This window comes from Klebsiella sp. 4_1_44FAA, assembly GCF_000238715.1.
Taxonomy (GTDB): domain Bacteria; phylum Pseudomonadota; class Gammaproteobacteria; order Enterobacterales; family Enterobacteriaceae; genus Klebsiella; species Klebsiella pneumoniae.
The window spans coordinates 311,454-323,960 of the sequence record NZ_JH414801.1; the positions used below are offsets into that span (position 1 = coordinate 311,454).

13 protein-coding genes and 3 pseudogenes are annotated in these 12,507 nt (G+C 56.3%); 8 read left to right on the forward strand and 8 right to left on the reverse strand.

What is annotated here, in order from left to right:
- Positions 1-23: 23 nt before the first annotated feature.
- From HMPREF1024_RS11315 to coaD, 4 genes are all read left to right on the forward strand, one after another.
- A complete protein-coding gene (locus HMPREF1024_RS11315) occupies positions 24-1,013 on the forward strand; it encodes a glycosyltransferase (RefSeq protein ID WP_004173909.1) in 990 nt (329 codons plus the stop codon).
- 91 nt (positions 1,014-1,104) lie between these two features.
- Positions 1,105-2,379 (forward strand): lipid IV(A) 3-deoxy-D-manno-octulosonic acid transferase, encoded by a 1,275-nt coding sequence (gene waaA, locus HMPREF1024_RS11310; RefSeq protein ID WP_004145263.1) that lies wholly within the window; start codon positions 1,105-1,107, stop codon positions 2,377-2,379.
- The gene (locus HMPREF1024_RS11305) at positions 2,379-3,155 is read left to right on the forward strand and encodes a glycosyltransferase family 2 protein (RefSeq protein ID WP_004145264.1); all 777 of its coding nucleotides are present in this window, start codon (positions 2,379-2,381) and stop codon (positions 3,153-3,155) included. The genes waaA and HMPREF1024_RS11305 overlap by 1 nt, the downstream gene beginning before the upstream one ends.
- Positions 3,152-3,631, forward strand: coding sequence for a pantetheine-phosphate adenylyltransferase (gene coaD / locus HMPREF1024_RS11300; RefSeq protein WP_002922501.1), 480 nt, complete (start codon positions 3,152-3,154; stop codon positions 3,629-3,631). Before HMPREF1024_RS11305 ends, coaD begins: the two co-directional genes overlap by 4 nt.
- A gap of 188 nt (positions 3,632-3,819) precedes the next feature.
- On the opposite strand, the gene mutM is transcribed toward coaD, so the two are convergent.
- The 4 genes from mutM to radC form a co-directional block, all read right to left on the reverse strand.
- Positions 3,820-4,629 carry a bifunctional DNA-formamidopyrimidine glycosylase/DNA-(apurinic or apyrimidinic site) lyase gene (mutM, locus tag HMPREF1024_RS11295; RefSeq protein ID WP_004173907.1) on the reverse strand — a complete coding sequence of 270 codons (810 nt, stop codon included), beginning with the start codon at positions 4,627-4,629 and terminating at the stop codon, positions 3,820-3,822.
- Positions 4,630-4,764: 135 nt separating this feature from the next.
- Positions 4,765-4,932, reverse strand: coding sequence for a 50S ribosomal protein L33 (gene rpmG, locus HMPREF1024_RS11290; protein WP_002922510.1), 168 nt, complete (start codon positions 4,930-4,932; stop codon positions 4,765-4,767).
- Positions 4,933-4,952: 20 nt separating this feature from the next.
- On the reverse strand, positions 4,953-5,189 hold the full coding sequence (gene rpmB, locus HMPREF1024_RS11285; protein WP_000091955.1) for a 50S ribosomal protein L28: 237 nt from the start codon (positions 5,187-5,189) through the stop codon (positions 4,953-4,955).
- Between the two features lie 216 nt (positions 5,190-5,405).
- Positions 5,406-6,071, reverse strand: coding sequence for a DNA repair protein RadC (gene radC, locus HMPREF1024_RS11280; RefSeq protein ID WP_002922589.1), 666 nt, complete (start codon positions 6,069-6,071; stop codon positions 5,406-5,408).
- 172 nt (positions 6,072-6,243) lie between these two features.
- Between radC and coaBC the strand changes: the two are divergent.
- The 4 genes and pseudogenes from coaBC to HMPREF1024_RS11265 all read left to right on the forward strand — a co-directional run bounded on the left by coaBC (position 6,244) and on the right by HMPREF1024_RS11265 (position 9,806).
- Positions 6,244-7,457 (forward strand): annotated as a pseudogene (coaBC, locus tag HMPREF1024_RS0126655) (bifunctional phosphopantothenoylcysteine decarboxylase/phosphopantothenate--cysteine ligase CoaBC).
- Positions 7,435-7,893, forward strand: a complete 459-nt coding sequence (gene dut, locus HMPREF1024_RS11275; RefSeq protein WP_009308784.1) for a dUTP diphosphatase — start codon at positions 7,435-7,437, stop codon at positions 7,891-7,893. Before coaBC ends, dut begins: the two are co-directional and overlap by 23 nt.
- 124 nt (positions 7,894-8,017) lie before the next feature.
- Positions 8,018-8,614, forward strand: a complete 597-nt coding sequence (gene slmA / locus HMPREF1024_RS11270; protein WP_002922598.1) for a nucleoid occlusion factor SlmA — start codon at positions 8,018-8,020, stop codon at positions 8,612-8,614.
- A 175-nt stretch (positions 8,615-8,789) separates the two neighbouring features.
- Positions 8,790-9,806, forward strand: coding sequence for an SMP-30/gluconolactonase/LRE family protein (locus tag HMPREF1024_RS11265; RefSeq protein ID WP_009308785.1), 1,017 nt, complete (start codon positions 8,790-8,792; stop codon positions 9,804-9,806).
- A 35-nt stretch (positions 9,807-9,841) separates the two neighbouring features.
- Here the strand turns inward: HMPREF1024_RS11265 and pyrE are convergent, their stop codons facing one another.
- The 4 genes and pseudogenes from pyrE to HMPREF1024_RS28900 form a co-directional block, all read right to left on the reverse strand.
- On the reverse strand, positions 9,842-10,483 hold the full coding sequence (pyrE, locus tag HMPREF1024_RS11260) for an orotate phosphoribosyltransferase (RefSeq protein ID WP_004173904.1): 642 nt from the start codon (positions 10,481-10,483) through the stop codon (positions 9,842-9,844).
- 110 nt (positions 10,484-10,593) lie between these two features.
- Complete coding sequence (gene rph / locus HMPREF1024_RS11255) at positions 10,594-11,310, reverse strand: ribonuclease PH (RefSeq protein WP_002922602.1); 717 nt, start codon at positions 11,308-11,310, stop codon at positions 10,594-10,596.
- Between the two features lie 96 nt (positions 11,311-11,406).
- Positions 11,407-12,114: pseudogene (locus tag HMPREF1024_RS11250) on the reverse strand (ABC transporter permease); the annotation flags it as partial.
- Positions 12,115-12,206: 92 nt separating this feature from the next.
- Positions 12,207-12,507, reverse strand: a pseudogene (locus HMPREF1024_RS28900) (transposase); the annotation flags it as partial.

Genomic DNA, 12,507 nt, shown 5'->3' on the forward strand with positions numbered 1-12,507 from the left:
TAGTTAACCAGGATCGAAGATTTATGAGTCAAACGCCTTTATTGAGCATCGTGGCTGCCGTCTACAACGGTGAGAAATTTCTAGCGCAATTCTTTGAGTGCATTGAACAGCAGCAGCTGGACAGCTATGAACTGATCCTGGTGAACGATGGTTCGACAGACAACAGCCTGGCGGTGATCGCCGAATGGCAGGAGCGGCTGCAGAACGTCCAGGTGCTGGAGCAGGAAAACCAGGGCGTCTCGGTCGCGCGCAATACCGGCCTCGCCGCCGCCAGCGGCAAATATCTCGCGTTTCCGGATATCGACGACAAACTCTATCCGGGCATGTATCGCACGCTGCTGGAGATGGCCGAGAAAGAACATCTCGATATCGCTACCTGCAACGGCACCTATGTGTACGAAAAGCGCCGCGAGAGCCACCCGATCTTCCCACTGGATCGCCTGCCCTCGACGGATGTGCTGCCGGGCCATGTCTGGCTTAAGCAGGCCCTGGACTCGCGGAAGTTTCTGCACGTCACCTGGCTTAATATTTATCGTCACGACTTTATCCGCCAGCATCACTTCCATTTCGAGCCTGGCCTGCGCCATCAGGATATCCCATGGACCACAGAAGCCCTGCTGGCCGCGGAGCGCGTGCAGTACACCAGTCAGCAGTTCTATGATTACTACATTCACTCTGAGTCGGTGTCGCATAAGCCGGACAACGACGATACGCTGATGCGTTCGGCGCGCCACTATATGAAGATTCTGGAGATGCTGGAGGCGATTAACCAGCGCTACCCGGATAAAGTACGCCATATCGCCGCCTGTCGCTGGCAGATCGCCAAAGAAGGCCTGGGAATCATCCATACCTTCGATAGCATGAAAGATGAGTCCAAAAAGCATGTTATTATTAACGAATTCTTCGACCGCGGTATCTGGCGGTTAATCTGGAAAAACGCCTGTACTTTCCGTTTACGCTGGCGCCTGGGACGCCGTTATCTGCGTATTAAGCGTTATCGCCACGCGGGATAGACCAAAAACCCGCTGTTTCCGCCAAAGAGATAGCTTTACGCGGGCTAAATGCTTAGAATTTGCCCGCCAAAACAGAGAACGGATAAATAGTTTGGAATTGCTTTATACCACCCTACTTTACCTTATTCAGCCGCTGGTGTGGCTGCGGCTGCTGCTGCGCAGTCGTAAGGCTCCTGCCTATCGCAAACGCTGGGCGGAACGCTATGGCTTCTGTCAGAACAAGGTAGAGCCGGATGGCATTCTGCTGCACTCCGTTTCCGTCGGCGAGACCTTAGCCGCCATTCCGCTGGTCCGCGCCCTGCGCCACCGCTACCCTTCTCTGCCGATCACTGTCACCACCATGACGCCGACCGGCTCCGAGCGCGCCATGTCGGCGTTTGGCAAAGATGTTCATCACGTCTATCTGCCCTACGATCTGCCCGGTGCCATGAACCGCTTCCTGAACACCGTTCAGCCGAAGCTGGTGATCGTTATGGAGACCGAGCTGTGGCCGAATATGGTGGCCGCGCTGCATAAGCGTAAGATCCCGCTGGTGATCGCCAACGCGCGCCTGTCCGAACGTTCCGCCAAAGGCTATGCCAAACTGGGCGGCTTTATGCGCCGCCTGTTGAGCCGCATTACGCTTATCGCCGCGCAGAATGAAGAAGATGGTAACCGCTTCCTCTCCCTGGGGCTGAAGCGCAACCAGCTGGCGGTCACCGGCAGCCTGAAATTCGATATCTCCGTCACGCCAGAGCTGGCGGCCCGGGCGGTGACGCTGCGTCGGCAATGGGCACCACACCGCAAGGTCTGGATTGCCACCAGCACCCACGACGGTGAAGAACAAATCATCCTCCAGGCGCATAAAAAACTGCTGGAGACTTTCCCGAACCTGCTGCTGATCCTTGTTCCCCGCCATCCGGAGCGCTTCCCTGACGCCCGTGAGATGGTACAAAAGGCTGGGATGAGCTTTACTCTGCGCAGCACCGGCGAGATCCCCTCCTCCAGTACCCAGGTAGTCATTGGCGATACCATGGGCGAGCTGATGCTGCTCTACGGCATTGCCGACCTCGCCTTCGTCGGCGGCAGCCTGGTGGAGCGCGGCGGCCATAACCCGCTAGAGCCGGCGGCGCACGCCATTCCGGTGCTGATGGGTCCGCATACCTTCAACTTCAAAGATATCTGCGCCAAGCTGCAGCAGGACGATGGCCTGATCACCGTTACCGATGCCGATTCGCTGGTCAGGGAGGTGTCCACGCTCCTGACCGATGAAGATTACCGTCTGTGGTATGGCCGTCACGCGGTGGAAGTGCTGCACCAGAACCAGGGCGCGCTGTCGCGTCTGCTACAGTTACTGCAACCTTACCTGCCGCAGCGGAGTCATTAATGTCGAACCGGCTTTCCGTGGTGATGATCGCTAAAAACGCTGCCGACCTGCTGCCGGATTGTCTGGGCTCCGTTAGCTGGGCGGATGAAATTATCGTCCTCGACTCCGGTAGCACCGACAACACCGTTGAGCTGGCCCGCCGCCTCGGCGCCCAGGTCTATACCCATACCGACTGGCGAGGCTATGGCATTCAGCGCCAGCGCGCGCAGGATTACGCCACCGGCGACTGGGTGTTGATGATCGATACCGATGAGCGCGTCACGCCAGAACTCAGGCAGGCTATTCTTAAGGTACTGGACGCCCCCCAGCGCGGCGCCATCTACAGCATCGCCCGCCGTAACTATTTTCTCGGACGCTTTATGCGCCACAGCGGTTGGTATCCCGATCGCGTCCTGCGCCTGTACGAACGCGCCCGTTACCGCTATAACGATAATCTGGTCCATGAATCGCTGGATAGCCTGGGCGCCGAGGTTATTCCGCTGACCGGCGATCTCCTGCACCTGACCTGCCGCGACTTCGCTGGCTTCCAGCAAAAACAGCTGGCGTATGCCGCCGCGTGGGCGCTTGAGCGTCACCAGAAGGGCAAGAAGACCTCGATGGCAGGGATTTTCAGCCATACGCTGGGCGCGTTCCTCAAGACGTTGCTATTGCGCGGTGGGGTGCTGGACGGTAAACAGGGATGGTTACTGGCGATGGTCAACGCGCAGTATACGTTTACGAAATATACCGAGCTGTGGGCGCTGAGCCACGGCTACTCGGAGAAAGAGTCATCATGAGCACAAAAGCGATCTATCCGGGTACCTTCGACCCCATCACCAACGGTCATATCGATATTGTCACCCGCGCGGCAAGTATGTTCGATAAAGTGGTGCTGGCTATCGCCGCCAGCCCGAGTAAAAAGCCGATGTTCAGCCTTGATGAGCGCATTGCGCTGGCAGAGCAGGCGACGGCCCACCTGGTGAACGTGGAGGTTATCGGCTTCAGTGATTTAATGGCCAATTTCGCGCGCGCGCAGCAGGCCAATATCCTGATCCGCGGCCTGCGGGCGGTGGCGGATTTCGAGTATGAGATGCAGTTGGCTCATATGAACCGCCACCTGATGCCCACCCTTGAGAGCGTGTTTCTGATGCCGTGCAAAGAGTGGTCGTTTATCTCTTCCTCACTGGTGAAGGAAGTGGCGCGCCACCAGGGCGACGTTTCTCACTTTCTGCCAGCTAATGTGCATCAGGCGCTGTTGAATAAGCTGAAGTAACGCATCTGCCGGGACATGAGCCACGTCGGCTGGCGCAGCACTACGCCGCTGGGCCATTCACACCGGCTCTGTCCCGGTCTTTGTGCCAGATGGCGCTACGCTGACCTGGACTACAAACGCCCCCGGCCCACCAGATGCGCACCCGCAGGCCCGCTGACCTGGCCGACAAACATTCCTGTTCCTGAGATCTACTTCTGGCACTGACGGCAATAAAAGGTCGCCCGCTGGGCATGTTTGGTCCCGACGACCGGCGTGCCGCAGATCCGGCAGGGTTCGCCCTTGCGGCCATAGACCTGTAGCTCCTGGGCGAAGTAGCCCGGCTTGCCATCGCTTTGCAGGAAATCCTTTAACGTGGTGCCGCCCTGCTCTATCGAACGCAGCAGGACCAGCTTAATCACCTTCACCAGCTGCTCACACTCTTCCCGCGACAGCGAGGACGCCAGCCGGTCAGGATGGATCCCGGCGGAGAACAGCGATTCACTGGCGTAGATATTCCCCACGCCCACCACCAGCTTGTTATCCATCAGCCAGGGTTTGATCGCGGTTTTCTTCTTCGCGCATTTTTGCTGGAGATAGTCGGCGTTGAACGCGTCGCTGAGCGGCTCCGGGCCAAGATGGGCCAGTACCGGATGGCCTTCCAGCGTTCTGGTCCACAACCAGGCGCCAAAGCGGCGTGGATCGGTGTAGCGCAACACCTTGCCGTTACTCATGACCAGGTCAACGTGATCGTGTTTTTCAGCAGGCAGCTCTTCGCTCAGGATGCGCAGGCTCCCCGACATCCCAAGATGGACGATGATCCAGCCGTCCGGCAGCTCCAGAAGCAGGTATTTGGCGCGGCGACGCACGCTGAGAACCGGAACGTCGCTCAGGCGATAGATCTCTTCGGAAACCGGCCAGCGCAGCCGTCCGTTGCGCACGACGGCGTGCAGAATGGTTGCGCCAACCAGGTGCGGCTCGATGCCGCGACGGCTGGTTTCAACCTCTGGTAATTCAGGCATGATTTTCCTCCGTTTACCCGACGTATTGTGCTTCACGGACAGGTGACTGAAAAGGGAGTATGTGAAAGCAATATGGGGGAGTTTTAAAAACAAAAAACCCCGCCGAAGCGGGGTTTTTATACAAGGAGGATAAAATTATTTGATTTTAGCTTCTTTGTAGATAACGTGCTGACGTACAACCGGATCGTACTTTTTCAGTTCCATTTTTTCCGGTTTAGTACGTTTGTTCTTCGTGGTGGTGTAGAAGTGACCAGTACCAGCGGAAGAAACCAGCTTGATTTTCTCACGAATACCTTTAGCCATGATTTATTTCCTCTAAGTACTTAGTACTTTTCGCCACGGGCACGCAGTTCAGCCAGAACTGTATCGATGCCTTTCTTATCGATTACACGCATACCTTTAGCAGATACGCGCAGGGTGACAAAACGCTTCTCGCTCTCAACCCAGAAACGGTGAGAGTGCAGGTTCGGCAGGAAACGGCGTTTAGTCGCGTTCAGTGCGTGGGAACGGTTGTTACCGGTCACCGGACGCTTGCCAGTAACTTGGCAGACTCGGGACATGTCTATTCTCCAAAAATCAAATTAGCTCGAGCTTCGTATGGGGTATTGGCGCCTCGTCAGGCTTTACAGCCTGGTCATCGCAGTTCAATGTGAACTCTCGACTGCCAGGCCCAAATGCCAAACCCGAGATTCTCAAAGGTGGCGTAGTATACGCTGACTCGGCGATGTGCTCAAGTCCCGAACAGACAAAGATCCCGAAGGATCGCCAGCTCGGGGCTAAATCCAGCCACGTTCGGCAAAAGATACATACGCACCGCGGCCGATAACCAGATGATCAAGCACGCGTATCTCCATGAATCTACAACATTTTATCACCCTTTCGGTAATCAGTCTGTCGGCCTGACTTGGCTCCGGGCTACCGGAGGGATGATTATGCGCAAGGATCACGGCGGCGGCGTTCACTTTGATGGCTTCGCGTACAATTTCTCGCGGATGCACCTCAACGTGGCTAAGAGTACCAGAAAAAAGACGACTATGTTTCAACACCCGGTTCTGATTATCTAAAAAGATCACCATAAAGATCTCGCGCTCCTCTTCCGTCAGCTGGCTTTGTAAAAACTCGCGCGTCATCGAGGGGGTGACCAGCGCGGCCTCCTCGACCAGCTGCGAGCTAAAATAGCGTCGCGCCAGCTCGGCAATGCCCTTCAGTTGCGCATATTTCGCCAGCCCCAGTCCGTCCACAGCAATCAGTTGCGCTTTATCAGCGGAAAGCAGAGCGTAGAGTGAGCCAAAACGCTGCAGTAACGCCTGGGCATAGCTGAGCACATCCTGACGACGCGTGCCGACGCGCAGAAAAAGCGCCAGCAGCTCAACATCCGTTAGCGTTTCGATGCCGTACTGCAGCATCTTCTCCCGTGGCATCAGATTTTCCATTCCGTCCATGCGCCCTCCTGGGTGAATCAGCCTATCCTGGCACAGCCTGACGGCGCTGCCGACCCGCCGATTTTCACCCTGCGTAGCCGCTCGCAAAGTGAATGCCCGGCAGAGGCACGACGGCGGCAGGATTGTGATAAGATGCGCGGATTCTGGTCTACGGCAACAGGAAGACATCATGATGACTCTGGCGGGTAAAAAAATCGTCCTGGGCGTCAGCGGCGGCATCGCGGCGTATAAAACCCCGGAACTGGTGCGCCGGCTGCGTGAACGCGGCGCGGAAGTGCGTGTCGCGATGACGGAGGCGGCAAAAGCGTTCATCACCCCACTCAGCCTGCAGGCGGTATCCGGCTATCCGGTTTCCGACAGCCTGCTCGATCCGGCGGCGGAAGCGGCAATGGGCCATATTGAGCTCGGTAAATGGGCCGACCTGGTGATCCTCGCCCCAGCGACCGCCGATTTAATCGCTCGCGTGGCGGCCGGCATGGCCAACGATCTGGTGTCGACGATCTGTCTTGCCACCCCATCCCCGGTTGCCGTGGTGCCCGCCATGAACCAGCAGATGTATCGCGCGCAGGCCACCCAGCATAATCTGCAGACGCTCGCTACCCGCGGGCTGCTGCTATGGGGACCAGACAGCGGTAGCCAGGCCTGCGGCGACGTCGGCCCGGGGAGAATGCTCGATCCGTTAACTATCGTAGACATGGCCGCGCAGCATTTCGCCTCCCCTGTCAAAGATTTGCAACATCTCAACCTCATGATTACCGCGGGCCCGACCCGTGAGCCATTGGATCCGGTGCGTTATATCACCAACCACAGCTCTGGCAAGATGGGCTTCGCGATTGCCGCCGCCGCAGCGCAGCGGGGCGCGAACGTGACCTTGATCAGCGGGCCGGTATCGCTACCGACCCCGCCGTTTGTGCAGCGCATTGATGTCACTACCGCGCTGGAGATGGAAGCGGCCGTCCAGGCTGGCGCCCAGCAGCAGCACATTTTTATTGGCTGCGCCGCGGTAGCGGATTACCGCGCCGCCGTCATCGCCGAAGATAAAATAAAAAACAAGGTGATGAATTAACAATAAAAATGGTTAAAAACCCGGATATCGTGGCCGGGGTCGCGGCGCTAAAATCACATCGCCCCTACGTCGTTGGGTTTGCCGCCGAAACGAATAATGTGGAAGAATATGCGCGGCAAAAACGTGCCCGCAAGAACCTCGACCTGATTTGCGCCAACGATGTTTCCCAGCCTAATCAGGGCTTTAACAGCGACAGCAACGCACTACACCTTTTCTGGCAGGATGGGGAAAAGCGCTTACCACTTGAGCGCAAGGAACTCCTGGGCCAATTATTACTCGACGAGATCGTGACCCGTTATGATGAAAAAAATCGACGTTAAGATTCTGGACCCGCGTGTCGGCCAGCAATTTCCGCTGCCGACCTATGCCACCTCCGGCTCCGCCGGACTTGACCTGCGAGCCTGTCTCGACGAGGCCGTAGAGCTGGCGCCGGGCGCAACCACGCTGTTGCCGACCGGCCTTGCGATTCATATCGCCGATCCCTCTCTGGCGGCGGTGATCCTGCCGCGCTCCGGCCTGGGTCATAAGCATGGCGTAGTCCTGGGCAACCTGGTGGGCCTTATCGACTCCGATTACCAGGGGCAGCTGATGGTGTCCGTCTGGAACCGCGGTCAGCAGAGCTTTATTATCGAGCCGGGCGAACGTATCGCACAGATGGTCTTTGTGCCGGTCGTTCAGGCGGAATTTAACCTGGTGGAATCCTTCGATGCCACCGACCGCGGCGAAGGCGGCTTCGGTCACTCAGGGCGTAAATAAGCCCAGCAACACGGAATCTGCATCCCAACGCGCATAACGCAATAACATTACCGCAAGCCCTGGTTTGCGGTCGCGTTGTGGATGCCTGCCTGACAAGTGCTTATTTTCAGGGGTATTTTAAAACATGGCAGAAAAGCAAACTGCGAAACGGAATCGTCGCGAAGAAATACTTCAATCTCTGGCGCTGATGCTGGAATCCAGCGATGGTAGTCAGCGTATTACCACCGCGAAACTGGCGGCTTCCGTCGGCGTCTCTGAAGCCGCGCTGTATCGCCATTTTCCCAGCAAAACCCGCATGTTTGACAGCCTGATCGAGTTCATTGAAGACAGTCTGATTACGCGCATCAATTTGATTTTGAAAGATGAAAAGGACACCACCGCGCGCCTGCGCCTGATCGTTCTGTTGATTCTTGGCTTTGGCGAGCGTAATCCTGGGCTGACGCGTATCCTCACCGGGCACGCGCTGATGTTCGAACAGGACCGGCTTCAGGGTCGCATCAACCAGCTTTTTGAGCGCATCGAAGCGCAGCTACGCCAGGTGATGCGCGAGAAAAAAATGCGCGAAGGCGAAGGCTACACCCTCGACGAAACCCTGCTGGCCAGCCAGCTGCTGGCTTTCTGCGAGGGCATGCTGTCGCGCTTTGTGCGCAGCGAGTTCAAATATCGTCCGACGGATGATTTCGACGCCCGCTGGCCGCTGGTCGCCGCACAGCTGCAGTAAATCCTCACATGCAGCCGCCAGGCTGCATGATTCTCCTCGCAATCTGCGTAAGTTTGTCGCAAATCCCAGGGCCATTGGTTGAATTGCCCAATGCGCGTTTCCGCTTTCCTTTCCTACTATCCAGCTTGCTGAACATTTCACCCTCCCCCAACACCACCCGACAAGGAGAGATTTGATGGCGACGTCACGGCGGGATTTACTGAAGATAGGCGGGTTGGCAACCGCATCGCTACTGGTCAGTCAAAAAAGCTTCGCAGCATGGGCCCCCTCTGAACGCTATCCGGACCCACGCATCGTGGCCGTCGATGATAGCTTTCGTCGCTATATGCTTGCCAGCGCAAAGGTCGAACGCATCGCCAGCGGCTTCCGCTGGGCGGAAGGCCCGGTCTGGTTCGGCGACATGCGAATGCTGCTGTGGAGCGACATTCCGAATAACGCCATCATGCGCTGGGATGAAGTCAGCGGAGAAACCAGCATCTTTCGCTACCCGGCCAATTATAGCAATGGTCACGCCCGCGACAGACAGGGGCGCTTAATCAGTTGCGAGCACGACACCCGCCGCATTACGCGTACCGAATACGATGGGTCTGTTACCGTACTGGCCGATAGCTACCAGGGTCATCGCCTCAATTCTCCAAACGATATCGTTGTGAAGTCAGACGGCACCATCTGGTTTACCGATCCGCCATTTGGCATCAGTGGTTTTTACGAAGGCCACAAAGCAGCATCAGAATTGCCGCAAAACGTCTATTGTCTGGAGCCGGAAAGCCGCAAACTGAGCGTGGTACTGGGCGACGTAAAAGGGCCAAATGGTTTGTGTTTCTCGCCGGACGAAAAGACCTTATACGTGGTGGAAAGCCGGGCGACACCGAACCGCTTAATTCTGGCGTGGGATGTGGAAGGCAATACGCTGAAAAATAAACGGGTATATCTCGACTGTGGGAACGGTACCGCCGATGGGATCGCCTGCGACGCAGACGGCAATCTGTGGTGCGGATGGGGAAGCGGAAACGAAGAACTCGACGGCGTGCGGATCTTCAACCCACAGGGTAAGCATATCGGCACCATTAAACTGCCAGAGCGCTGCGCGAACTTGTGCTTTGGCGGCGAACAGCGCAATCGTCTGTTTATGGCGTCCAGCACGTCAATCTATTCGCTGTACGTCAATGCGCAGGGCGCTAAGCTGATATAGCGGAAATCCGGCAGCCGAGGCTGCCGGGCGCATCATCAGACGCCGTAGGCTTCACGATAGGCGCGAACTGACGCCAGGTGTTCCGCCATCTCCGGCTTTTCTTCCAGGTAAGCGATCAGCTCTTTCAGAGTGATGATTGAGATAACCTGGCAGCCGTAATCCCGCTCCACTTCCTGAATGGCGGAGATCTCGCCGCGGCCGCGTTCCTGACGATCCAGGGAGATCAGAACGCCCGCCAGCTGCGCGCCCTGGGCCTGGATAATCTCCATGGATTCGCGAATCGCCGTACCGGCGGTGATCACGTCATCCACCAGCATTACCCGGCCCTGCAGCGGGCTACCGACCAGATTGCCGCCTTCGCCATGGGTTTTTGCCTCTTTGCGGTTAAAGCAGTAAGGCAGATCGCGGTCATGATGCTCGGCTAACGCCACCGCGGTGGTGGTGGCGATTGGGATTCCTTTGTAGGCCGGGCCAAACAGCAGGTCAAACTCAATTCCGGAATCCACCAGCGCCTCGGCATAAAAACGGCCCAGCAGAGCCAGATCGCGCCCGGTGTTAAACAGGCCGGCGTTGAAGAAATAGGGGCTCTTGCGCCCGGATTTCAGCGTGAATTCGCCAAACTTAAGAACCTGCTTGCTAAGCGCAAACTCAATAAACTGGCGCTGATACGGCTTCATGGATTCGCTCCTTTGGTACTTTTCATCATTGTCAGACTGCGCGCTCCCCTTCGCAGGTGTGATGAAGGATAAAGCGCAAAAAAAAGGCGACTTCTCAGTCGCCTTAATCATTAATTTTCTAACGCCGCCTTCTGCGTCGTGATAATGGACTCGATCCCCCCTCGGGCTAACGCCAGGAGAGTGAGGAGTTCTTCATGGGTAAACGGCTCACCTTCCGCAGTGCCCTGCACCTCAATAATACGGCCATCTTCGGTCATCACCACGTTCATGTCGGTCTCCGCGGCGGAGTCTTCGATGTACTCCAGATCGCAGATGGCTTCGCCATTTACGATACCGACGGAGACCGCGGCCACCATCCCTTTCATCGGATTGGTTTTCAGCTTGCCGGCGGCGACCAGCTTATTCAGCGCATCGGCCAGCGCCACGCAGGCACCGGTAATGGAGGCAGTGCGGGTGCCGCCGTCGGCCTGCAGTACATCGCAGTCGAGAGTAATCGTGAATTCGCCCAGCGCTTTCAGGTCAACCGCTGCGCGCAGCGCGCGGGCAATCAGGCGCTGAATTTCCATCGTCCGGCCGCCCTGCTTGCCTTTTGCCGCTTCACGCGCGTTACGCGTGTGCGTAGAACGCGGCAGCATGCCGTATTCAGCGGTGATCCAGCCCTGGCCCTGGCCTTTCAGGAAACGCGGAACGCCTTCGTCAATAGAGGCAGTGCACAGCACTTTGGTATCACCGAATTCGACCAGCACGGAGCCTTCAGCGTGTTTTGTGTAATTACGGGTCAGGGTGACGGGACGCACCTGATTAGCGCTACGGCCTGCTGGACGCATGATAGAAATCTCCGGCTTGAAACGAATGTGAGGGCGCATTATACGAATTTCATGGCAAAAAGCCTATGCCCACTCCAGCCGGACGCGCCGATAATGTCAGTCCAGCGTTTTACGATAAGATTTCAACCCCACGCCAATGACAATCACCGCCAGGCCTATCAGCGGCAAGAGGTCAGGCAACAATGCCGTTGCTGAATAGCCTTTCAGCATAATGCCCTTAACCAGGCGGATGAAGTAGGTCAGCGGTAAACAGGAGCCAATGGCTTTCGCCCAGTCAGGCATACTAATAAAGGGGCTAATAAAGCCGGACAGCATAATGGAAGGGATAAAGTAAAAAGAGGACATTTGCAGCGCCTGCAGCTGGTTTTGTGCTAAGCCAGAAATACCGATACCAATTGACAGACAAAGAAAGACATAAATTAACAGCACAAAAAATAGTAGGAAGACGCTACCGTGAAGGGGGATATCGAACAACAAAACGGCGGCAATCAGGATTAACGTCGCCTGAAACAGACCAATGATAACAAAAGGCGTTATTTTCCCAATAATGACCTCAAGCCCGGACAACGGAGAGACCAGTAAATTTTCTAACGCCCCGTTTTCTCGCTCGCGGGTAATTGACAGGGCGGTCATCAGGATTAACGTTGTACTGAGTATAGACCCCATAATACCGGGGATAGTATTAAACTGGGTTATCCCCTCAGGGTTAAACATGCGATGAATGATAAGCTCGAAATCATCCTCTTTTTGGGAAGGTGCGAATAAGCAGGTCATTTCTTCCCAAGCTGACTCGCTGATTAAAATTTCGCGGATCTGGGCCGATTTTTTTCCCGCAAACAATCGAATCAGCCTATTTAGGCTATTTTTTCCACCATTTCTGGCGTTATTTCCGGTTTTTACTGAGATCTCTCCCACTGACGTATCATTTGGTCCACCCGAAACAGGTTGGCCAGGGTGAATAACATCGCCAGTTGGTTATCGTTTTTCAGCAGCCCCTTGTATCTGGCTTTCACGAAGCCGAACTGCCGCTTGATGATGCGAAACGGGTGCTCCACCCTGGCACGGATGCTGGCTTTCATGTATTCGATGTTGATGGCCGTTTTGTTCTTGCGCGGATGCTGCTTCAGGTTTTACCTGCCGGACGCTCGGCGATCAGCCAGTCCACATCCACCTCGGCCAGCTCCTCGCGCTGTGGCG

What these genes read in the sequence shown, in the direction of transcription:
- HMPREF1024_RS11315 (WP_004173909.1), top strand. Translation starts at nt 24, where the DNA reads ATGAGTCAAACGCCTTTATTGAGCATCGTGGCTGCCGTCTACAACGGT.
- HMPREF1024_RS11305 (WP_004145264.1), top strand. Translation starts at nt 2,379, where the DNA reads ATGTCGAACCGGCTTTCCGTGGTGATGATCGCTAAAAACGCTGCCGAC.
- coaD (WP_002922501.1), top strand. Translation starts at nt 3,152, where the DNA reads ATGAGCACAAAAGCGATCTATCCGGGTACCTTCGACCCCATCACCAAC.
- mutM (WP_004173907.1), bottom strand. Translation starts at nt 4,629, where the DNA reads ATGCCTGAATTACCAGAGGTTGAAACCAGCCGTCGCGGCATCGAGCCG.
- rpmG (WP_002922510.1), bottom strand. Translation starts at nt 4,932, where the DNA reads ATGGCTAAAGGTATTCGTGAGAAAATCAAGCTGGTTTCTTCCGCTGGT.
- rpmB (WP_000091955.1), bottom strand. Translation starts at nt 5,189, where the DNA reads ATGTCCCGAGTCTGCCAAGTTACTGGCAAGCGTCCGGTGACCGGTAAC.
- radC (WP_002922589.1), bottom strand. Translation starts at nt 6,071, where the DNA reads ATGGACGGAATGGAAAATCTGATGCCACGGGAGAAGATGCTGCAGTAC.
- dut (WP_009308784.1), top strand. Translation starts at nt 7,435, where the DNA reads ATGATGAAAAAAATCGACGTTAAGATTCTGGACCCGCGTGTCGGCCAG.
- slmA (WP_002922598.1), top strand. Translation starts at nt 8,018, where the DNA reads ATGGCAGAAAAGCAAACTGCGAAACGGAATCGTCGCGAAGAAATACTT.
- HMPREF1024_RS11265 (WP_009308785.1), top strand. Translation starts at nt 8,790, where the DNA reads ATGGCGACGTCACGGCGGGATTTACTGAAGATAGGCGGGTTGGCAACC.
- pyrE (WP_004173904.1), bottom strand. Translation starts at nt 10,483, where the DNA reads ATGAAGCCGTATCAGCGCCAGTTTATTGAGTTTGCGCTTAGCAAGCAG.
- rph (WP_002922602.1), bottom strand. Translation starts at nt 11,310, where the DNA reads ATGCGTCCAGCAGGCCGTAGCGCTAATCAGGTGCGTCCCGTCACCCTG.